Here is a 21307-nt window from a genome sequence, read left to right as displayed (position 1 = left end):
CTTTCAGCTTCTGCATATTTTGGATCAAAAATACGTGGCAATTAAATCATTGCCACGTTAATGGTTGGAGAAGCTAAAATTATCCAACTAGTGCAAGCAAAATACCAGCAGCGACCGCACTGCCTAATACGCCAGCAACATTTGGCCCCATCGCGTGCATCAATAAAAAGTTATGTGGATTACTCTCAAGACCGACCTTGTTAACCACTCGCGCTGCCATCGGCACTGCGGATACTCCTGCCGCACCTACCAGAGGGTTAATCGGAGTATTGCTAAAGCGGTTCATGGTTTTTGCCATTAATACCCCGGTTCCTGTGCCAATACCAAAGGCAACAGCCCCTAACGCCAGAATTCCCAATGTTTCTATCGTTAAAAACTGATCTGCTGCTAATTTTGAGCCAACAGCCAGACCGAGGAAAATGGTTGTAATATTAATAAGCTCGTTTTGTGCCGTTTTACTAAGGCGGTCTACCACACCACACTCTTTCATCAAGTTACCTAAGCAAAACATACCAACTAGTGGTGTTGCGGCAGGTAAAAACAATATCGTCAAGCCAAGTACAGCGAGTGGAAATAATATCTTTTCTGTTTTCGATACGTGACGTAATTGCGGCATTGCTATCTGACGCTCTTCTTTTGTGGTGAGCGCTTTCATGATCGGTGGCTGAATAATCGGCACCAACGCCATATACGAATATGCAGCAACGGCTATTGCGCCCAATAGTTCAGGGGCTAATTTTGATGCCAGAAATATCGCAGTTGGGCCGTCAGCACCACCGATAATCGCGATTGCAGAGGCATCTTGTAGAGTAAATTCAAACCCTGGGATAAAATTAAGTAAAATAGCGCCGAATAAGGTTGCGAAGATCCCAAACTGAGCCGCTGCTCCTAATAACAGCATTTTTGGGTTTGCAATCAATGCGCTAAAGTCTGTCATCGCGCCAACCCCCATAAAAATTAATAAAGGGAATACACCGCTATCTATGCCAATGTAATAGACGTAATATAACAAGCCGCCGGGATCTCCAAGCCCTGCAACGGGAATGTTGGTCAAAATAGCCCCAAAACCAATTGGCACCAAAAGCAGCGGCTCAAAACCTTTTGCAATTGCTAGGTACAATAGCCCACAACCCACGGCCATCATACACAATGCAGGCCAGGTAAAATTCGCAAGCCCTGTTGCTTGCCACAAATTAATCAACCCTTCCATTTTTGCTCCCTTACGCTAAAGACATCATAGCGTCACCAGCACTGACTGAGTCACCTTCGGACACCAATAACTCTGCGACTCGGCCGCTGTGGGTAGCACGAACCTCTGTTTCCATTTTCATCGCCTCCATCACAAGCACAACATCGCCCTCTTGTACTTCATCTCCGGCGCGTACCATTAACTTAAAAATGTTACCAGCAAGCGGCGCATTAAGAGTTTCACTTGAACTTACTGAAGTTGACTGTGGGATGAGTTCACTGTCTTTTACTTGTACCTCTTGCAACTCGCCACCAGGTGCCACAACAACGTCATACACTTTGCCATCAACTTTTACGCTATAACGCTCTGGAGTTGATGCTTTACCTGTTGCAGGGGTTGCTGTTGTTTTTTGCTCTTTGCTCTCAAGTTGCGTGGGCTTTGGTTCAAAAGCATCAGGGTTGTTGCGGTTTTTTAAGAATTTAAGGCCAATTTGAGGAAATAAAGCGTAAGTCAGTACATCATCAATAACGTCTTCGGCCAACGTAACCTGTTCGCTTTTCGCGGTCGCTATCAATTCACTTTGTAGGCTATCAAGTTCTGGCTCAATTAAATCAGCTGGGCGGCACGTGATAGGCTCCTTACCTTCCAGTACACGCTGCTGTAAGGCGTGGTCAACATCAGCGGGAGTCGCACCATATTCACCTTTTAGTACACCTGCGGTCTCTTTGGTTATCGACTTGTACCGCTCACCTGTAAGTACATTCAATACTGCTTGTGTCCCTACAATCTGCGAAGTTGGTGTAACTAACGGCAAGTAGCCAAGTTCTTTTCTTACACTTGGGATCTCTTTTAAAACAGCATCAAGTTTATCTCCAGCTCCTTGCTCTCTTAACTGGTTTTCCATATTGGTAAGCATACCACCCGGTACTTGAGCCGAGAGAATACGACCATCCACACCTTTTAAACTGCCCTCAAATGCTGCGTATTTCTTTCTCACTTCACGAAAATAAGCCGCTATTTCCTCTAATGCGAGTAAATCTAAACCGGTATCACGCTCAGTACCTTCAACAATTGCAGCAATGGTTTCTGTTGCACTGTGACCATAGGTCATGCTCATAGATGAAATAGCTGTGTCGAGCATGTCAATGCCTGCATCAATGGCTTTTTGATAGGTCGCAGTACTCAACCCAGTCGTAGCATGACACTGCATTGCAATCGGTATTGATACTGTCTGCTTTAGCCCTGAAATCAGTTTCTCAGCGTCATAAGGCTTTAATAATCCCGCCATATCTTTAATACAGATTGAATGACAGCCAAGGTCTTCAAGTTGCTTAGCTTGAGTTAACCACATCTCCAACGTATGGACTGGGCTCACAGTATACGAAATCGTTCCTTGCGCATGCGCCCCCACCTTTATCGCTGCTTTGATAGCAGTTTCTAGGTTACGCACATCATTCATTGCATCAAATATTCTAAAGACATCAACGCCGTTATGGTGAGCACGCTCGACAAACTTTTCAACCACATCATCGGCGTAATGCCGGTAGCCTAAAAGGTTTTGGCCACGTAACAACATTTGCTGTTTGGTTTTAGGCATCGCAGCTTTCAATGCACGGATCCGTTCCCAAGGATCTTCTCCCAAATAGCGAATACATGAGTCAAAGGTTGCACCTCCCCAAGATTCAACCGACCAATACCCCATATTGTCGAGCTGTTCAGCAATCGGAAGCATATCTTCTAATCGCATTCTGGTTGCTAATAATGATTGGTGCGCATCGCGCAACACAAGTTCAGTAAGCTTTAACTGTGACATGCAAGACCCCTATTAATTATTTTTTCTGTAGGTTGCAACAGCTGCACTAATCGCTGCAATATGTGCCTGCGGCACCCCTTGTGAAGAAGCTGTTTTGGCTATTTTTTGCCGTGAAGTGCTAGACTCAACCTCTTTGAGCTGAGCGGCGAAGTTTGCTAAAAGCCGCATCGCAAAAATCAAAATAGACAGAAACAAAAACACACCAACCATACCAGTTAACATTAAGTTTCCTGCTTGCAATAACTGTGCGCCAATATCCATTTTTACCCCTTACTTGCTATCCGGTTTTATTCTTCGCGTTAACGAACTGATACAAACCTTCACTTTTTATCGATATTTATTCACCTTATAACAAAAAATGTTTCGCTGTAAAGCTTATTGTAAATTGGTAATACCAAAAATATTAAACTTATTCCAATCATATAGTTAGCTATAAAAACCACCTAAAATATTGGTGATATGCACAATAAATATGAAAAATATTCAAAATAGTAGCAGGTAATAGTCAAGATCTAGGTCTCATTTAATGAAAATTTGGTTATCTTAATTATATTTGTCAATTGGACTGACCAAAAAGGTAAGTTTACGTAAACGTTAAGCTGTAGCGCTTATTTTCCGGTCTGTGTAATAAATTTGTTTTAATTACTCTAACCTAGCATTACCGCTTTGAACCTGTATAAAGGTATAATTAAGGTAAATTTTCACTAAAGTAATTACGTATGTCATCGCCTAAAGAAAATGAAAATTTATCTTTCCAAAGTCAATTTAAGTTAGATAAGGCCTATTACAAAGAGTGCTTTGAAGAATCTGAAGCAAATGGACTGGCGATAAAACCTAAATATGGTCTATTAATACTGCTTGTCGCGCTCGGTTTTTTCGCTATTTATGGATTACAAGAGCACTACCTTGGCAACTTTCTTATTTTGCTAGCCGTAGTCGAATGCTTAGCCTTTTATTATCGTAAAGCTTGGTGGGTAACTAGGCAGGCACTTTCACGAGCCGCTGGCAATGTGGTTACAGTATCAATTACCGATAACCAGATCATCACTAAAGCCAGTCATGCTGAGTTTTGTTATGCTTTTAATGCTATTGAAAAGTTAATTGAAACAGAGCGAGGTTTTTTGGTCTTTCAAAGTAACAAGCCAAGTTATATTAGTAAGTCAGGGTTAAGTGCAGAAGCCATCGAATTTTTGTCACAGAAAGTGACAAAGAACATATAGAAATGATAAACCCCACATTCGTGGGGTTTACTTATGCAAGTTAAACTAACTTGCTTAATAAAGTGAACAATATTCAAAGCAAAAAACCTTGTCGATAATCTCAAGAGGCTTTAGCTCTATCGGCATAAAAATTTGCTATTCAGTTGTTCTAAATAAAATTTTTACGATGTTAACGTCAGGTTTATATCTTCAAATTGAGCAAGTATTAAGACAAACTAGGTATCAAGTCACCTTAACTCACATACTAATTCAATACCTTGATCACATATTGCCTGGGCTAGATTTCTCAGCCTGAATACGCATATAGATTTCTTCACGGTGTACTGAAACATCTTTAGGCGCGTTTACACCAATACGTACTTGGTTACCTTTAACACCTAGTACTGTTACAGTCACTTCATCACCAATCATCAGGGTTTCACCTACTCGACGAGTTAGTATTAGCATTCTCTTGCTCCTGTTATTCCAAAATTTAAAAGATTCCGCATCAAATCCATTTTAAATAAAACTTCCCAGAAAAGTAAGCAAAAACTTAGTTTACTCAGTACTTTCCAATTCGAACTTGGCATGTAATGCTCTCACTGCCAGTTCGAGATACTTCTCCTCTACAAGTGCTGAGATCTTTATCTCAGAGGTAGATACAAGTAGAGTGTGAATGCTTTCCTCGGCCAATGCCATAAAAAATAGACCGGCGACACCAGAGTGAGATTTCATCCCGATCCCAACCGCCGACACTTTTGCCACGTTAGCATTAACCTCCATTGTTGCACCACCAAAATTTTGTAGATGTGGAAGTAAAACTTCTTGTGCCAACACAGCATCATTAACCTGCACAGTAAAAGCATAGTCTATTTTTTTATCACTGTGGTTCAAATGGTTAATCATGTCAACTTCGATATTATATTCACCTAAAAGCGTGAGAATATTAGCCAAGTTGCTTACTTTTACGTCGATATTTTTAACTAAGATCAATACTTCATCTTTGACACTTGCTATCCCAGACACAATCTTAGTATTTTTCATCTTTGCTTCCTCATAGCTAATTAAAGTGCCATTATCAGGGGAAAATGATGACAGTACTCGCAGCGGTACATTGTATCTACCAGCCGCTTCAACAGAGCGGATCTGCAATACTTTTGCGCCAACGGACGCTAACTCCAGCATTTCAGAAAAAGTGATATGTGATAGCCGCTTTGCATGTGGCTCAATGCGTGGGTCGGTCGTATAAACACCATCAACGTCGGTATAAATCTGACATTCATCAGCCTGCAAAGCACCTGCAATTTCAACTGCTGAGGTGTCTGTACCGCCTCGCCCAAGCGTGGTGATATTACCTTCCTCGTCACGGCCTTGAAACCCAGCAATAATAGCAATCCGATTATGCTCTAGCTCTTGCCTTAAGCGCGTTGTATCTATCTGGGTAATTCGCGCTTTAGAAAACATATTGTCAGTTTTGATACCAACTTGATCCGCCAGTAAGCTAACCGCTGAGTGGCCTCGCTTAATAATAGCCATTGCCAATAGAGAAATTGAGACTTGTTCACCCGTCGTGATCAACACATCTAGTTCACGGGCGCTTGGACGTGCATCGATTTGTTGTGCAAGAGAAATTAGGCGATTTGTCTCACCCGACATTGCAGACAATACGACCACCACTTGGTGGCCTTGTTGTTGTGTTTTAACCACGAGATCAGCGACTGCCTCGATACGCTCTATAGAACCTACCGAGGTGCCGCCAAACTTTTGTACAATCAGCGCCACTTGCTGATTACTGCGTTACTTCATTTAACCAATCAGAAACACTATTGAGTGCTGTGTCAAGGTTTTCTGGTTGTGAGCCTCCAGCTTGCGCCATATCAGGACGACCGCCTCCTTTACCACCAACCTGAGAAGCCATATGATTAACCAGTTCGCCAGCTTTAACCTGACCGACAAGATCTTTCGTTACACCTGCAATCAGGCTTACTTTTTCACCGTTCGCAACACCCAGTGCAATTACACCCGAGCCAATCTTGTTTTTCAGATCGTCAACCATACCACGTAAGGCCTTAGACTCAGTGCCTGCAACATTAGCTACCAGTAACTTAATACCATTCACTTGAGTTACCGAGTCTAGTAGTGTTGCACCCGCAGCACTTGCAAGTTTGTCATTTAACTGTGCGACTTGCTTTTCAAGGCCTTTTGACTTTTCAAGCAGTGCCGTTACTTTTTCCAATACCGATGAGGTATCACCTTTAACTAACGCCGCAATTTCTGATAACACTTGCTCTTGTTCATTCACATAAGCAATAGCATCAGCACCAGTTACCGCTTCAATACGACGAACGCCAGCTGCAATACCACCTTCTGAAACTATCTTGAAGAGGCCAATATCACCTGCACGCTTCACGTGTGTACCACCGCAAAGTTCAATTGAGTATTCACCAATTGATACGACTCGAACTTCATCGTCGTACTTTTCACCAAAGAGCGCCATCGCCCCTTTGTCTTTTGCAGCATCAATATCCATCAGCTCCGTTTGCAGAGCAAAGTTACTACGGATCTCGGCATTCACGGCGTCTTCAACTTGTTGTAGCTGTGCTTTTGTCACACCTTCAAAATGCGAAAAGTCAAAGCGCAAACGATCAGGTAGTACCAACGAGCCCTTTTGAGTAACATGGTCGCCTAGTAAGTCGCGTAGTGCTTTATGTACCAAGTGTGTTGCGGTATGGTTTTTCTTCACTCGCTCACGACGCTCAGCGTCAATACGTGCATCCGCCTTGTCGTTGATACCAATACGGCCAACAATATGACCATGATGTGCAAAAGCATTACCTAATTTCTGGGTATCTGTTACGACAAATTCACCATTCGCCACTTTAAGTACACCAGTATCACCTACTTGGCCACCCGACTCAGCATAGAAAGGCGTACGATCAAGCACAACGACACCGTGCTCGCCATCTTCTAGCGTATTCGTGTGCTGACCTTCTTTGAAAATTTCAATCACAGTTCCAGTATAGTGCTCAGCATCATAGCCTTTAAAATCAGTGTGTTTTTCTGACTTGAGACGCTCATTGTAGTCAGCGCCAAATTTACCAGCTGCTTGTGCTTTTTTACGCTGCTCTTCCATACATGCTTGGAAACCACGCTCATCGATTGTCATAAAGCGTTCACGTGCCACATCTGCGGTCAAATCTGCGGGAAAGCCGTAGGTGTCATAAAGCTTAAACACCAAGTCACCAGGGATCACATCGCCTTCAATGCCTTCAAGATTTTCTTCTAAAATGGCAAGACCACGATCCAGAGTTTTACCAAACTGATCTTCTTCTATACGCAGTACTTTTTCGATGATAGCTTGTTGTTTAACTAGCTCCGGATAAGCTTCACCCATTTGCTCAGCCAGCGCAGCGACTAATTTGTAGAAGAATGCGCCCTTCGCGCCTAACTTGTTACCATGGCGAACCGCACGACGAATAATACGACGAAGCACATAACCACGGCCTTCGTTAGAGGGCATGACGCCATCTGCAATAAGGAATGCGCAAGAGCGAATATGGTCAGCAACAACTCGTAGTGATTTATCTTCTAAGTCCTGAGCATCCGTAACTTTTGCTGCTGCTTGGATGAGCGCTTGAAATAAATCGATTTCGTAGTTTGAATGTACACCTTGCATGATCGCTGAAATACGCTCTAAACCCATGCCGGTATCAACCGACTGCATTGGCAGCGGCTCCATTGAACCATCGGCATGACGGTTATATTGCATAAATACTAAGTTCCAGATCTCAATAAAGCGGTCACCATCTTCTTCAGGCGAGCCAGGAGGTCCCCCCCAAATGTGCTCACCATGATCATAGAAAATTTCCGAACATGGGCCACAAGGACCTGTGTCGCCCATTGACCAGAAGTTATCAGATGTCGCTATGCGGATAATGCGCTCTTCAGGCACTCCAACTTGCTTTGACCATATGTCAAATGCTTCGTCATCTTCGTGGTAAACCGTTACCAGTAGTTTTTCTTTCGGCAGCTTAATGACGTCCGTCAAAAATCCCCATGCGAACTTAATGGCATCCGTTTTAAAATAGTCACCAAAGCTAAAGTTACCTAGCATTTCGAAGAAAGTATGGTGTCTTGCGGTGTAACCCACGTTTTCAAGGTCATTATGTTTACCACCAGCACGAACACAACGTTGAGAGCTTGTTGCTCGTGTATATGCTCGTTTTTCAGCACCTAAAAAGGCATCTTTAAACTGCACCATACCGGCGTTAGTGAAAAGTAGTGTGGCATCGTTGCCCGGAATCAACGAGCTTGAAGGCACCACTTGGTGCTGTTGTTTAGCAAAGAAATCTAAGAAGCTTTGCCTAATTTGTGCGGTAGTCATATGCTGCATGTGATCATTCACCCTTTATTGCTTCTTGCTCTGCTGCGTTCATTGCAGCTTCAATTGCAAAATCTATTTCATCAAAACTAAAGCCACGATAGCTCATATACCGTACGCGCTTTGTTTTTTCTTTATATTCTAACGGTTGCTCGCAAACACCATACTTTTTTTGATAGGTTTTTGCAGCTTGCATGTACCAGTCAATTTCGCGTTCAGCGAACAACGCATGCAATGTATCGCGGCTAACTCCTTTTTGCCCGGCATCTAGTAAGATACGCTTTGCTCCAAGTCCTTTGGCTATTTGTCGATTCAAAAAGCTCTCTGCAAAGCGATGGTCATTAACATAGTCTAGTGACACAAGCCACGACACCAGTTGTTGAGCAACTTCTGCCGTCGCCCCTTTTTGCAGCAACTTTTGCGTCAACCCAGTTTGTGAATACTCTTGTCGAGATAACAACCAAACTGCGTAGTTTTTTAGTTTTTTTACTTCTAACTCGTCCATTACGCGTCGAAACGACCCGCATCAGATTGACCGTTACTTTTATGTGCCTCAAGTTCATTTTTATCAATAATTGTAGGCATAAACATAGCCTGAAATGACACAAAAAAGCCTATCATGGCCACGGGCATAATAATAATCGCTGGGATCATTGAAAGTGGAATAGACGCAACGATTAATGCGGCGATAACCAATCCAAAAACCGTCAACGCCCCCATGTTGTGATAGAAGGCTGCTAATGAGCATTTCATTGCATGGAAAATGCGCTTTTCGCCTTGGAAGAAAACTTGTGGCACAACAAAAGCAAATGCCATCATTACTGTGGACTGTGCGATCACAAATAGAGCCACTTCTAGAAAGTTCATGTTACTCGCTACCAACTGGATCAATTGCTCCGGTGAGGTATTTGGCCCTGCACTTTCTATGGCCGTTGCCACATCACTAAATAACACGCCAGCAACCATAGTTAGCAGCAGCGCCCCCGCCATCTGGTAAATACCAACACGAAATAAATTCAGACGTCGACCCTTTGCTGCAAATGGGTCAAAAATATCAGCAAGCTTTGCTGCTTTATTCGTTTGTTTGTTGATAACAGCAAGATAAAAGCCTGCGCTTAAAAAAGGCCCGGATAAGGCAGCGATAAGATGAAAAACTGGCGCAAACAGCGGCAATAAGCTGACAACTGCCATGAAGATATACATCAACATAAAAGTCAAAGGTTGAGTTTTAAAAATTTCCCAACCCGCTTTTACCCATTGGATGCCCATATTTGCTTTGAATGTTCGAATAGGAGTCGACATAGTCCACTTAATTTAAGCTATAACGTCCTTGATTATACTGATTAGAGGGTCTGGTGAAAAGTCATGTAAACAGGATTTGTCTGGGCTTTTTCGTAATCCCTAGGCTGCTTCGCACCCATCTTTCAAATTTATACGAAATTAAGTTTGGATTTAACCAAGTGGAGAGCGCAGATAGTCACTTTGACCTTAAAGTGGTAAGCCGAGTAAGGCCGCCACCACATCAATACCAGTCATTGTTCAGAGAATAAGGGCAAAAAGCCCTTAGTCCGCTTTTGAAATTTTCTTGATATCTAACATATGAGCACCGTGTTGTATTTTAGTTTTTAAGTATTGCTCATTGCCGGATACTCCAACTTTAACATGGGCTTGTGTTCCAACGACCTCATCGACTGTAATACCAGCGCTTCTCAGTGCTTTTAGCTTTTTTGGGTTATTTGTCATTAACTTAACGTGGTTTAGCCCAAGTGCTTGTAACATCAGTACCGCATCTGAGAAATCCCTTAAGTCATCTTCAAAACCAAGATGATTATTGGCTTCATAGGTATTCATGCCTTGAGATTGCAAAACGTACGCATCAATTTTGTTGTATAAGCCAATACCGCGGCCTTCTTGACGTAAATACAGTAACACGCCTCCTTGTTTGTGCATCATTTCAATGCACTCATTCAGCTGTTCACCGCAATCGCAACGTGAAGAATGGAAGACATCACCAGTCAAGCACTCAGAGTGCATACGAATAAGGGGCACAGACTGATTGCTGTCAGCATTATTAAATACTAATGCAACATGTTCTTGGCCATCATGTAGCCCTGAAAAAGAAACTATTTCCGCAGGGATATTACTGTGCTGCCCTACGTTCAGCTCGACTCTCGCTCTTACTTCTGCCACGTCTTAATCTTGCCTAATGTGATAATATAACAATATGCTACCATAAAAGAGATATGGTGTCTTTACTGGCATTATACAAGGCTAAAGGTAACATCGCATTGGTAAATGGTAAAAATCAAACTAGTCTGAAAGGTAAGGAAGATAAACTCTCACACAAATTTTATGCGTTCAGTATTCGTATGCTTGTTGGCTTTCACACCATTAAGCCATAGTGCAAATGTCGACTTTAGCGGTTTTGCGACGCTTAAAGCGGTAAAAACAGACTCTCGCACGGCTAAAATTAGAGAAACAATCTCACAACCAAGCGGAGTAACGACAGACGAACTTGACTTTTCATTCTCTTCAATTGGCTTACAAGCCGAATGGAAAATAAACAGCTCATTTGATCTAGTCGGACAACTGCTAATCAAAGACCAACGCCATGATAAAATTAACAATACTCTGAAATTGGCTTTTTTACGCTACAGTGCAAGCTCAAATTGGCAGTTTCGTGCTGGACGTACCGGGCTCGATTTGTTTTTAATGACCGAGTATCGAGATATTGGTTACTCTATGGACTTGGAGCATCCGCCAGTTGAGTTTTACGCCATCATTCCTCACCAGAACTTGGATGGTATTGATCTTCAGTACCGCGCGCCACTGAGCCATGGTGTAGCAAGCATAAAAGCATATTGGGGAAGATCTGAGTCACCGCTTTACAGTGACAATGGCTTTTTTTGGAATGTGGAGCTCAAGTCTATCTTAGGCGTAGTGGCACAATATGAAACACTAAACTGGCTATTTAGAGCTAATTACACCACAACAAAGTCGGCTAATGAACACGAACAACAAGGCCAATTACGTGACGCCCTAGCCAAAGTGCCACTCTCATTTTGGCCTACTAAATCACAATTGATCGACTCTCTTTTTATACAAGATAAAGATTTTACTTATAACGCATTAAGCATGCGATATGATGATTCAAATTGGCTAGTACAAACTGAAGCCTCTCTCACCGACTCAAATTCAAGTGTCCTTAATCATCTCAAGGCAGGTTATATTACGATAGGTAAGCGATTTGATTTGAATACGCTCTCAGTAAGTTATTCCATTGCCAAATCCGATAATACAGAAGTAGAGCCAGGACCCACAGTACCGTTACCTGAGTTAGTAGAGTTGTATCAAGCAGCGTCAATGCACTCTGGATTTTACCAACTTGATCAAAGCACAACCTCTTTAACTTGGCGGCGCGAGCTCTCAGCAACACTGGCTTTAAAACTTAACTGGCAACACACCACAACCCACCGATTACCCAGCGCATTTTATTTACATCGAGCGGATCAGTTTGAGGAACCTGACCTTTCGTTTAACACCTTCACCTTAAGCTTTAATTGGGTGTTTTGATGAAAGAGCTGAGGTTTTTACTTTTACTTGTTAGTGTAAGCCCTTTATTTGCTCATGCTGATATTGCCGTTATCGTCAATAAAAGTAACCCGATAGATACCGTTTCACAGCGGCAACTTATTGATATGTACATGGGAAAATATGTAGCGTTTCCTAATGGGGAAATGGCGGTTACCTATGATTATGATAAATCTCACCCCATGAGAGAGCCATTCTTTTTTGCGCTTACAGGACGAAATGAAAGTCAAATCAATGCGTATTGGTCAAGGATCAAGTTTAGCGGTAAGGTATCTCCTCCTCAGTACTTTTCATCTCCTTCGGCTATACTAAAAAATATCGTAAAAACACCTAATGCCATAGGTTATATACCGATGGAGCTTGTGACTGATGATGTTAAGGTAATTTATCAGATCAATGACTAGATATGGATTGATTGTCCGACTAGCACTGGTGCTGGTCATATCAACATGCGTATTTTCGCTTTTATATGCCAAGCTATATCACGATCACATTTTCGAGCGTGAATTAGCGCGTTCAAGTACTATTATCGGCCAAATCGGTCAAACGGTTTCGGCTTCTTCATCTATTGCAACTTATCTCAATGATAAGGATTTGGCAGTAGAGGTAATAAATGGCTTGATCAGTAACGATGTTATTTCCTCTGCAGCAATGAAAAGTGAGGAAAAATGGTTGGCACAAAGCGTGGGCTTTAAGACCAACAACGCGACTATCATCAAGCTCAACCATCCATTTCTATTTAATGAAATTGTTGGTGAAATCTATATCCAGCCAAATTCCGTATTTATTGAACAAAACGCCAGAGACATCGCTCGGTCCAGCGTCAAGACGTTAATGATCGTCATTATTCCTATTCTGGTCATTTTTACTATCCTGACACACTTTCTAGTCACCAAGCCCCTGAGCATTTTGAACAAACAGATTGCCCAGGTCATTCCTGGTGCGCCACTCAAGCTGCAAATACCAAATGGCCATGACTCTAGCGAAATAGGTGATATTGCTAACAATACTAATCAGCTTATCGCGAAAACCGCCGCGATGTTCGAACAAGAACGTCGCCTCAGGGCTGACATAGAAGCACTGGAAAAACGCTTTCGACTGATGTTTGAGCGTTCTTCCTCGCCGACATTATTAGTGAAAGACAAAGGAGAGGTGCTCTTGGCCAATGACGCTGCTTGTGATCTGCTTGCCGGAATGGGAATTGACTTAGAAGAGTTTTTTCCTGAGAGCTTCGGCCGTTATTGCCAAACTCCAGATATACTATACACCTTTACTGAACACACACTCGCCCTTAACCAGCCCACACAATCTGAGTTTGAATTTATCAATCCGCTCACAGAGCAACCCGTTTGGCTCAGCATCATTATGCTGCGTTTAGAAAGCAACGGACAACTTTATCTGCAAATTTTCCTCTCTGACATCACAATGAGAAAGACTGTTTTCCAAGAGCTGAATATAAAAGCGAACCGCGACAAGCTTACCGGGCTGTATAACCGGCACGGCGCTGAAATCAAGCTTAATGAATGGCTCAATGACGCCTTACCCTTTAGCCTATTTATCGTAGATTTAGATGAGTTTAAACCGGTAAATGATATTTATGGCCATAATGCTGGGGATAAAATGTTAAGACATATAGCCAAGCAAATAACGAAGCGCGTTAGAGACAAAGACATTGTTTGCCGCTGGGGAGGTGATGAGTTTTTAATTGCCCTACACTGTGTCGAAAAAGAAAAATTACACCAAATTGCGGCAAATTTATTAGCAGCTATCAACACCGAAATGCTGTGGCAAACTAACGAGACTAAAAATATACATCTTAGTGTTGGCGCTAGTATTGGTGTTGCGAGTTACCCAAAAGATGCCAAAGAGCTGGGGCAACTTATTGAGTATGCAGATAAAGCCATGTATGCCGTAAAACGAGGTAAAAAAAATGCGTTTGCAGTTTATTCAATAGATGATGAGAATAATACTAATCTAACCTAAGCACGGGAGCATCAAGGTAGCCGGTAGACAGATACTAATTGATTAAAGCTCCCATCATACTTGGCTTTTAGAAAGGAAATTCCATTGAATTGGTATCAGATAGTTCAGTTCTTATTGGAAGTGTCGACTTTGCTCCAAGGCATGCTGTACATGCTTGTAGTTTGGAGCTTGCTCAGTTGGCCTGTTACTATGATCAAGTACCTCGTAAGTCCCCAATGTTGATACTTCTATAATCTGCTGCCTGTTGACAATGGCGTATTTGTTGTAACTACTCAATAACAACCATTCCCTTTCTTGGGCGGGCTCTGTAAGACTCATGCCAAGTGCAAAGTCCTGTACCTCATTTTTTACCCCCAAATACGTTTTCATAATAGTAGGTGCTACATCTAGGTGGCTGGTTGTAGCACGGGATGTTTTCCAATGACGCCATTTTTCTACTTTTGGCCCTACTACAATAAACGGGACCTTCACTTGAGGAGTTGAAAAGTTACTATTATGGCCCCAATAGTTCAGCTTGTTGTCATTTAATTCCTCACCATGATCTGAGGTAATAATTACCAACGTATTTTCTCTATTAATCTTCGCTAATACTGACGCAACTAAACTGTCCACAAAGTGAGTACTTGTTAAATAGCGATTATAAACTGGCTGTCTTTCGTAGTTATTGTGTAGCAACATATGGTTGATCGGACCATGCATTGGCTGAAATCCAGCTTGGTAGCCATCAGGCACAGCATACCCATGAATTGCATCGTAAAAGAGAAAGCTAAATGAGGGTTGCGCTGGCGCTTTGTTGTCATACCACGACAGCCAGTTTTTGGTTATTTGCCTATCCCTAGCCAATACATCATCACCCTCAGTATGGGTTTGCAATCCATTTATATTAGAAAAAACGGTTTCGTTAAACTCAGGGCGGATCAGCTGCGCTGAAGAAAAAATACCAAATTGATAGTTTAATTCGCGCATTCTATCCATCCATAGCGGAGCGGCACGATTGTTGTAAATATCTTGCCAATAGGTTCCTGTTAAACTGTAAAATAAGCCAGTGATCCCAGTTCTAGTTGAGTTACCGGTCGAGAAGTGCTGCTCAAAGGTCAGGCCATGTTTGGCAAACGCCCAGATATTAGGAGTGGCACTTTTTGTAAAAGCATCGTAGCGCCAAGAGTCAAGTACAATAACGACAATATTAGGTGCAGTAACAGAGTCTGCCTCAAGCCGATGAAGCGGATAATTAAACTGCCCTTTTACCAAAGACATGCTTTTTTGTTGTGCAAGCGCTGCTTCATCTATTAACTCATATTGCCGCAAAAGTGTATTCGCGGTGGCTGGCTTAAAAAGCGGTAAGTACTTGCTGAATCCAGTAATTGGTTGGTATACGTTCGCACTTGCCCAAACGTGAATTGTGTTGCTTGCTAACACGGCGGCGCAGGTGGCTACAACATATTTTCGCCCCAGCCGCATACTCATTAGCCGTTTTGGTCTACTGCTCCACTTAACAAGTATGTATTGACACACAAATAAGAGGGCAAAAATAACACTGGCTTGTATCCAAGCATGCACAGATAACTCAATCACCTGCCCTGCTAACAACATATCAATAATGACACCATTGATATGAAATTTGTATAGCTCGAAACACAGACTGTTGGCTATTAGTAACGCAAAGAAAAAAGCATAAAAAGCTGAAAAACCGAGCGCCCTGCAACCTTCTGACTTAACCCAAACCAATGGCAATAGCACCAAACTAATAGCGCCTGTGAGCAATGCCATATGCCCCCATGTCGACACTGTAGCGTAGAAGAGAGTCAGGCCCTGGTAGCTATTCGGATTAGAATTAACAACATTTGCTGCTAGTAAGATAGAAAAAAGCGAGTTAATTAACACTAACCAACCAAATTGATGCAGTCTATGACGTAACGACACTACCCTACTCGTCCCACTAATAGAAAAAACGAGCGGTATATTATTCTTTTGACATATTAGTGTCACATTAAAAAATGTGAAAAATTGCAAACCTTACTTATCAAAGGTTTGCCTAGGATTTGTTTATCTTTCAGGTTTGTTTTTGCAGCAGTTTGGATTCACTTTAGCGCGTTTTGCTCATTGTTGCATAGGTTGCTAGGCGGCAAGTCGAGTGCCGCAACCAATAAAATACTCAAAAAACAAAGATCAACACACCTTAATATTTATCTAAAATAGACTCATGATAATTTTCTGCTCGAATTTCAACTTGGTACTTGCTAGCAAGTGCATCAAGTTCACTTTGCCATAGTGCTAAGTCATCCATCGTTATGGTGTTATCGTCAAGTTGCCAAAGCTGCCTTGAGCCTGCATAACTGTATTGAATCGCAGTCATTGCTTCCACCTCTCCGTTTGCTGCGGCTTGCTTTAGTTTAGACATCTTTCGTGTAATTTTATTGAGTGCCTGCTTCAAATCCCATACATAACTCACTTCGGTCATAAACGAATGGGATTTGTATTTTTTTAAGACACCAGCAATTATCAAACAGGCCACGACGACACCTGATAAGTTCCAATGGAAGTGGCTACCATCAGCATCTGGAAACAAATAGATAAGTAGCTGCGCTACGCCTAAACTAATCGCAGTCAATGCAATAACACATGCCACAATAACCTGATTTAAGTGCTTTCGATAACGGGTTTTATCTATCTCTATTAATGTCATAACTCACCACTCCCCTAAGTTTAACTCAAGACGCTACGTGCCTTTTCAACCCGCGCATTCTAAACCAAGGCATCACATCATACCAAGATTCATATCAACGAAATAAGAAATTTCCATCCTCTTGGTCATTGTTGATCGTTTTTCCTTTAATGATTTATTTTAGGGAACAGCACCATGACAGCACAAATGATACCAATTTGCTTAATTAAGTGGTCTACTTTGAGGCGAGAAAATCTTGTCGATAACCTCGCTACCTCGTCCTGCTATCGCCAAGGTACCTACATCCGCAGAGGGACAAATCATCGACATAGAAAGCATGGGACATAGCCGGATACCGGCTTGCCCCCCAGATGTCACTCACGCTAACTAAAATGAGGCTGGTATCAAAACAAAGTCATATAGCTGGAGCCTATAACTAGATCATAACGAAGCTTGCAATCATAAAGCAAACAATTGCAGCCCCTCCTCCTACTAGCGCATAAGGGAGCTGAGTTTTAACATGAGTGAGTAAATCACAGCCCGAGGCGAGTGCAGAAACTGCACTAGTATCAGAAATTGGTGAGCAGTGATCTCCAAATATACCTCCACTCAAAATAGCGCCTATCACTAAGGATGGTGGCAATCCTAACGTTTGGATCAAGGGCACACCTATCGGTATAAGTATTGCAAAAGTGCCCCAAGAAGTTCCTGTAGTAAACGACATTATCGCTCCTGTGATAAAAAGCACAGGTACGATTAAATACACAGGCAAATAGTCACCCACCAAAGATGCAACGAAAGTCCCTGTACCTAAGTCCTTCAGGCTTGCACCCAGCGTTAGAGAAAGGAGCACTATGCTAACAAGTGGGAGCAATTCTCCCATTCCTTTAAAACCGATATCCATTAATTGATGATGGTTAAATCTTTTACCGGCTAATAGCAGTATGTATGCGACTGTTACGGCCAATATTGTGGCGTAGAGCACAGACTTAGACCCACTTCCATTTACCAACTCACCATTTCCGGTTACAAACATAAACCCAGCCATACTTATGATCAGCGTCAATAATGGTATTAACATATAACGAGACTTGGTGGCTTGAGGGCCACTATCTAATTCAACAGATTGATGCTGGAGTTCCTGCTCAGCCTTTTTCATAGGGCCGTGGACTTTATCAAAGATAATTGTGTAAAACACAATTAAGAGTGCGATAATCGCGTAAAAGTTAAACATTACGCTACCCCATAAAATACTGACTGGAGATTGCGCCAACTCATAATTACTCAGCAAACCGAGAACATATGCTCCCCATCCATTTAATAAAATTAAAATACAAACAGGAGCGCTGGTACTATCAATAATGTAAGCTAAACGTGCTCTGCTCATGCTGAACCTGTCAAATAGTCCCCTAGCAACAATGCCTGACGTTAGTACGCTCATATTTGACTCTATAAATACGGCGGTACCTGTAAACATTGTCAACAGCCCAACTTGACGTTTACTTTTTGCAACCCCTCGGTTTAGTAGCATATTTACCGTGGCAGCAACTCCACCAGACTCTCGAATATAAGCCAGCAGTGCTCCAATCACGATACTGAAAATTAATATTCTACTATTACCTGCCGAAGTCGACACTTCAATAACACGCTCAACACTACCAACAAAAGTAGCCCAAAGTAATGGCTGCTGGCCATTCATTGCCAACAGAAGCTCAGATGAAACTAGCGCTAATATCAGTGCGATGATGACTTCTTTACGCCAAAACACGACCACTATCGCGATCAAAGGTGGTAAAATTGAGTACCAAGCCATATAGTTTAGTCTACGAATTCAAAACACCTAGCTTAAGTTAAGCGGTTTAAAACACCAAGTCTTTATGAATAAATTAAATTTAAGTCAACATTTAACCCTAAAACTGGTACAATGAGTGTGTTTTGTGCAATGATATTCCTTTTTGGTCTATCGTAACGTTACAATTGAACCTATAATATGGACAGATTAATTTAGTTCGGATTGAGTATCGCATGTCTACATTTGTCAAAATCAAAGCTCTTCGTCCATCGCTATCAAATAGTGAGGCTAAGCTCGCTGACTTTACCTTGAACTCGGGCGATAAAATCCGTGCGCTTTCTTCTGTTGAGCTGGCGCGTGAAGCTGGTGTTAGCCAATCTAGCGTCGTGAAATTTGCTCAAAAGTTAGGTTACAAAGGGTTTCCTGCTTTTAAATTAGCCGTGGTGGATGCACTTAACGAGCAAGCAGATACAAGCTTGCCAATTGATGAGCTAATTTCCAGCAACGATTCTATTGAGTTAATTGCAGATAAATTACAACTAAAACAGCAAAATGTTATCTCAGAGACTCGGAAATTAAATTCAGCTAAACAGTTTGAATGCGCAATTCAGCTGGTAAAAAACGCCAGAAAAGTAATAGTTTGTGCGCTGGGCAGCACCTTTACGATGGCACAAGATTTAACATGGAAATTACAAAAACTAGGGATCCCAGCCATTGCACAAGTTGATGAGATCAGTGCTTCTAGCTTTATCGCTACAATGGGAAAAGATGATCTACTGATAGTTATTAGTAATACAGGTACAAGTAAAAGCTTGTTAACGCTAACGAATCAAGCACTAGACAATGATTGTAAGTGTTTGGCTATTTCAAGATATGGCAACCATGCACTAGCCGAAATGGCGGACGCCACGCTGTACTGCATTAACGAAGGAGAGCCGCTTAAGCACTCAGGTATGTTATCACGTACTTCACAAGCTTATCTTATAGATGTATTGTTTACATCGCTGGCACAGTCGAACCTTCACTGGCAAAAACGCGTTGATAAAGCAAACGAAAACATGCAGGTATTGCGCAGCGAGTAATGATGTTTTACGGCAGGCTACCTGCCGTGTTTTAGTCGTTTTCAACCAAGTCGCTCACCGTGGGTACAACAAGTACTGTTCTCGTAGCTTTATAAAACGCTGAACATCCTGCTGCCACAGTGTGCGGATCTCTGAGGCAGTCAACCCTGCCTCCATGGCCTTGCGGACTTTGTCTGTTCCTGCTAATTTGTCCATAAAGCTCGGGGATTGAAAAAACTCCACTCCCTCATGGCTGAATTGCTGATAGGCAGCAATAAACCAAGTTAAATCAAATCCTCTCACTGAACTGTCCCTTAAATCTTCACCATAAGCAATCACACCATTTAGTTTTGGGTTAGAGGCCGCACCGATGACAGGCTTAGGGGTAAAATTAAACTTTCCTAGTTTAGGGTTTGAATGGCCAAATACTTGAAACGGAAAGTCTGTGCCTCTTCCTACCGAAACTGGGGTCGCTTCAAAAAAGCAGAGCGAAGGATATAGATAAATAGCGCGTTGATTAGGTAAATTAGGACTTGGCGGTATTGGGGTTTTGTATTGGGTTGCACTACTGTATTGCAGCATAGAAACCACGCGAAGGCGCAATTTATTGTTACTTACCAACCAGCCTTCTCCATTAATCATCAAGGCAAGCTCCCCTACCGTCATACCATGTAGTACTGGGATCGGGTGCATGCCCACAAATGACCGAAACGGCTTTTCTAATACTGGGCCATCTATATAGTTCAGATTTGGGTTTGGCCTATCAAACACCCAAAACTCAATACCAATATCTGATGCTGCTTCCATCGCGAGGTGCATGGTGCTGATATAAGTATAAAATCGTACACCGACATCTTGAATATCAAAAATAAGAATATCGATGTCCTTAAGCTGATCAGCTTTTGGCTTTTTATTCTTGCCATAAAGCGAGATGATTGGCAGTCCGGTTTTCACATCTCTTTCGTCTTCAACTTGCGCGCCTGCATCTTGGTTTCCACGAAAGCCATGCTCTGGGGCAAATACTTTCTTAACATCAACACCTTGTTTTATTAAAAAGTCTACAAGATGATGATCTGCGACTCGGGAGGTTTGATTTACAATGAGTCCCACTCGTTTGCCTTTCAAAGCAGATAAGTAGTCTTCAGCTCGCTCAGCACCTAAGGTAAGCGCATTGAGGCTGAATGATAAGAAACCAAAAATTAAGATCACCAACGTGATGAATGACTGAAACATAGAAGCCACTGAGAATTTAGACAATATTATCAACTCAACAATAAATGAAAAGGCATTCATTTTCAAAGGTTTCCGAAATGTCCAGGTACAAAAAAACCGACTTACGTCGGCTTGTGTATCTCTTTATTTTACCACTAGAGGGAAATGACAGACGCAGGACGTACTTTGTGGGGAGTGAACCTCCGACCGCTTGAGCATCCATTTGGCGATGAGTAACGGTGAAATTAAAGATCGCAGGGTAAACCTGCTCCTACACTGTATATTCAGGCACAAAAAAACCGACTTAAGTCGGCTTGTGTATCTCTTTATTTTACCACTTGAGGAAAGTGGCGGACGCAGGAGGATTCGAACCTCCGACCGCCTGGTTCGTAGCCAGGTACTCTATCCAGCTGAGCTATGC

18 protein-coding genes are annotated in these 21307 nt (G+C 42.2%); 5 read left to right on the top strand and 13 right to left on the bottom strand.

The genetic code is table 11. From position 1 onward, the window contains the following. Positions 1 to 79 precede the first annotated feature (79 nt). The 3 genes from HUZ36_RS10735 to HUZ36_RS10725 are packed head-to-tail and all read right to left on the bottom strand — an operon-like array spanning position 80 to position 3263. Complete coding sequence (locus HUZ36_RS10735) at positions 80 to 1210, bottom strand: sodium ion-translocating decarboxylase subunit beta (RefSeq protein WP_128732224.1); 1131 nt, start codon at positions 1208 to 1210, stop codon at positions 80 to 82. A 10-nt stretch (positions 1211 to 1220) separates the two neighbouring features. Then, positions 1221 to 3002 (bottom strand): sodium-extruding oxaloacetate decarboxylase subunit alpha, encoded by a 1782-nt coding sequence (gene oadA, locus HUZ36_RS10730; protein WP_147389805.1) that lies wholly within the window; start codon positions 3000 to 3002, stop codon positions 1221 to 1223. A gap of 12 nt (positions 3003 to 3014) precedes the next feature. Next, the gene (locus tag HUZ36_RS10725) at positions 3015 to 3263 is read right to left on the bottom strand and encodes an OadG family protein (protein WP_176032829.1); all 249 of its coding nucleotides are present in this window, start codon (positions 3261 to 3263) and stop codon (positions 3015 to 3017) included. Positions 3264 to 3721: 458 nt separating this feature from the next. Between HUZ36_RS10725 and HUZ36_RS10720 the strand changes: the two genes are divergently transcribed. Further along, complete coding sequence (locus tag HUZ36_RS10720) at positions 3722 to 4222, top strand: YcxB family protein (protein WP_128732226.1); 501 nt, start codon at positions 3722 to 3724, stop codon at positions 4220 to 4222. Between the two features lie 261 nt (positions 4223 to 4483). Here the strand turns inward: HUZ36_RS10720 and csrA are convergent, their stop codons facing one another. The 6 genes from csrA to HUZ36_RS10690 form a co-directional block, all read right to left on the bottom strand. Further along, positions 4484 to 4669, bottom strand: coding sequence for a carbon storage regulator CsrA (csrA, locus tag HUZ36_RS10715; protein WP_010375935.1), 186 nt, complete (start codon positions 4667 to 4669; stop codon positions 4484 to 4486). A gap of 90 nt (positions 4670 to 4759) precedes the next feature. Further along, the gene (locus HUZ36_RS10710; protein WP_125254023.1) at positions 4760 to 5983 is read right to left on the bottom strand and encodes an aspartate kinase; all 1224 of its coding nucleotides are present in this window, start codon (positions 5981 to 5983) and stop codon (positions 4760 to 4762) included. Between the two features lie 7 nt (positions 5984 to 5990). Further along, positions 5991 to 8594: an alanine--tRNA ligase gene (alaS, locus tag HUZ36_RS10705; protein ID WP_128732227.1), complete on the bottom strand. Its 2604-nt coding sequence runs from the start codon at positions 8592 to 8594 to the stop codon at positions 5991 to 5993. 4 nt (positions 8595 to 8598) lie between these two features. Next, positions 8599 to 9087 (bottom strand): regulatory protein RecX, encoded by a 489-nt coding sequence (locus HUZ36_RS10700; protein WP_125254025.1) that lies wholly within the window; start codon positions 9085 to 9087, stop codon positions 8599 to 8601. Continuing rightward, positions 9087 to 9884, bottom strand: a complete 798-nt coding sequence (locus HUZ36_RS10695) for a BPSS1780 family membrane protein (RefSeq protein ID WP_125254026.1) — start codon at positions 9882 to 9884, stop codon at positions 9087 to 9089. Before HUZ36_RS10695 ends, HUZ36_RS10700 begins: the two co-directional genes overlap by 1 nt. Before the next feature lie 261 nt (positions 9885 to 10145). After that, complete coding sequence (locus HUZ36_RS10690) at positions 10146 to 10772, bottom strand: GTP cyclohydrolase II (protein ID WP_128732228.1); 627 nt, start codon at positions 10770 to 10772, stop codon at positions 10146 to 10148. 162 nt (positions 10773 to 10934) lie between these two features. Between HUZ36_RS10690 and HUZ36_RS10685 the strand changes: the two genes are divergently transcribed. From HUZ36_RS10685 to HUZ36_RS10675, 3 genes are read left to right on the top strand one after another with little or no spacing between them, the layout of a single operon-like run. Further along, positions 10935 to 12155, top strand: coding sequence for a hypothetical protein (locus tag HUZ36_RS10685; protein ID WP_176032828.1), 1221 nt, complete (start codon positions 10935 to 10937; stop codon positions 12153 to 12155). Then, entirely contained in the window at positions 12155 to 12577 is a 423-nt protein-coding gene (locus HUZ36_RS10680) for a hypothetical protein (protein ID WP_125254029.1), read from the top strand. Before HUZ36_RS10685 ends, HUZ36_RS10680 begins: the two co-directional genes overlap by 1 nt. Then, entirely contained in the window at positions 12570 to 14156 is a 1587-nt protein-coding gene (locus HUZ36_RS10675) for a sensor domain-containing diguanylate cyclase (protein ID WP_176032827.1), read from the top strand. The genes HUZ36_RS10680 and HUZ36_RS10675 overlap by 8 nt, the downstream gene beginning before the upstream one ends. Before the next feature lie 111 nt (positions 14157 to 14267). On the opposite strand, the gene HUZ36_RS10670 is transcribed toward HUZ36_RS10675, so the two are convergent. The 3 genes from HUZ36_RS10670 to HUZ36_RS10660 form a co-directional block, all read right to left on the bottom strand. Beyond that, positions 14268 to 16079, bottom strand: coding sequence for a DUF3413 domain-containing protein (locus HUZ36_RS10670; protein WP_368659796.1), 1812 nt, complete (start codon positions 16077 to 16079; stop codon positions 14268 to 14270). A gap of 256 nt (positions 16080 to 16335) precedes the next feature. Continuing rightward, entirely contained in the window at positions 16336 to 16842 is a 507-nt protein-coding gene (locus HUZ36_RS10665) for a DUF3087 domain-containing protein (protein WP_176032825.1), read from the bottom strand. A gap of 415 nt (positions 16843 to 17257) precedes the next feature. Next, positions 17258 to 18634: a Na+/H+ antiporter NhaC family protein gene (locus HUZ36_RS10660; protein ID WP_176032824.1), complete on the bottom strand. Its 1377-nt coding sequence runs from the start codon at positions 18632 to 18634 to the stop codon at positions 17258 to 17260. 212 nt (positions 18635 to 18846) lie between these two features. Here HUZ36_RS10660 and HUZ36_RS10655 point away from each other — a divergent pair, with 212 nt between their 5' ends. After that, positions 18847 to 19695: a MurR/RpiR family transcriptional regulator gene (locus tag HUZ36_RS10655; RefSeq protein WP_125254034.1), complete on the top strand. Its 849-nt coding sequence runs from the start codon at positions 18847 to 18849 to the stop codon at positions 19693 to 19695. A 54-nt stretch (positions 19696 to 19749) separates the two neighbouring features. Here the strand turns inward: HUZ36_RS10655 and HUZ36_RS10650 are convergent, their stop codons facing one another. Beyond that, positions 19750 to 20907, bottom strand: a complete 1158-nt coding sequence (locus tag HUZ36_RS10650) for an exo-beta-N-acetylmuramidase NamZ family protein (RefSeq protein ID WP_147389819.1) — start codon at positions 20905 to 20907, stop codon at positions 19750 to 19752. Between the last annotated feature and the right edge of the window lie 400 nt (positions 20908 to 21307).

Source organism: Pseudoalteromonas sp. McH1-7 (assembly GCF_013366255.1).
Taxonomy (GTDB): domain Bacteria; phylum Pseudomonadota; class Gammaproteobacteria; order Enterobacterales; family Alteromonadaceae; genus Pseudoalteromonas; species Pseudoalteromonas peptidolytica.
The sequence above is the reverse complement of the archived record's forward strand: the minus strand, read 5'-3'. Positions and strand labels throughout refer to the sequence as shown.